Annotated in this window: 1 protein-coding gene; it reads right to left on the bottom strand. The window is 38.3% G+C overall.

What is annotated here, in order from left to right:
• Positions 1 to 460 precede the first annotated feature (460 nt).
• On the bottom strand, positions 461 to 673 hold the full coding sequence (locus tag BQ6100_RS20500) for a recombinase family protein (protein WP_075983655.1): 213 nt from the start codon (positions 671 to 673) through the stop codon (positions 461 to 463).
• Positions 674 to 1145 lie beyond the last annotated feature (472 nt).

Here is a 1145-nt window from a genome sequence, read left to right as displayed (position 1 = left end):
TTATAATATAAGCTTTTCTTTCTATTTGAATCGGCTACCAAGTCAAAAAGAAAAGCCCATTCTGAGATTTGTTCCGAATGAGCTTCCTTCCTATCAGCACTTACGTACTGGGACAAGGAACCTGTCCCTTTGTCCCTATCCCCTGATATTGGGGAGGGACAAGGAACCTGTCCCTATGTCCCTTATTGTAGAGCCTAAAAAGAAAAGCCCATTCTGAGATTTCTCCCGAATGAGCTTTCCTTCCTATCAGCATTTACCTGCTGGGACAAGGAACCTGTCCCTGTGTCCCTCCTGTGTCCCTTCCAGAGCCTATCATTGTAAAATTAATGAAACGCGAGATACGTCCCCATGTTTCACACCTTTAAATGAAAAGAAAAGCCCATTCTGAGATTTCTCCCGAATGAGCTTTCCTTACTATCAGCACTTACGTGCTGGGACAAGGAACCTGTCCCCGTGTCCCTTAATGTAACTCCGGCCTATCTGCCACTGCTCCTGTATATCCTATATCATTAAATGTTTCTAAAACTTCAATCCCATTTCTTTTTGCAAAATCATTACAAACATTGTGCTGGTAGTTTATACTCTCTTCTTCTGACATACCAGAAACTTTTATTGATTTTCTGTAGTAGTTAATTGCAGTGAGATTTTTATTTTTGCTATCAATAATTAGCACTCTTTTTTAACTCATCTCCTCTGGGTATTTTGTTATTTCTTGCATAAAGAGGAGTCTTTTTTGTTACATAAGAATTTATTCATTAACACCACAATTTATATATATATTTTTCGGAAATAATAAAGTGTTGGTAGGAAAAACGGGGGGATTGACTTTTTAAACAGCATAAGCAAGGATTTTGGAAAAGATGCTATGTTTTTTTTATTTGGAATAAATGACTAATGATTTGTAGTGGAACGAGAAAACAGTCACCGTGTCCCTCGGCAACCTCCTCCAATAGAAATAGCCCTAACTCCATCGAAAGGAATTAGGGCTGTTATTAATTTATACAATTATAATATAAGCTTTTCTTTCTATTTGAATCGGCTACCAAGTCAAAAAGAAAAGCCCATTCTGAGATTTGTTCCGAATGAGCTTCCTTCCTATCAGCACTTACGTACTGGGACAAGGAACCTGTCCCTTTGTCCCTATC

The organism is Bacillus massilinigeriensis (assembly GCF_900117315.1).
Lineage (GTDB): Bacteria > Bacillota > Bacilli > Bacillales > Cytobacillaceae > Bacillus_BE > Bacillus_BE massilionigeriensis.
The sequence above is the reverse complement of the archived record's forward strand: the minus strand, read 5'-3'. Positions and strand labels throughout refer to the sequence as shown.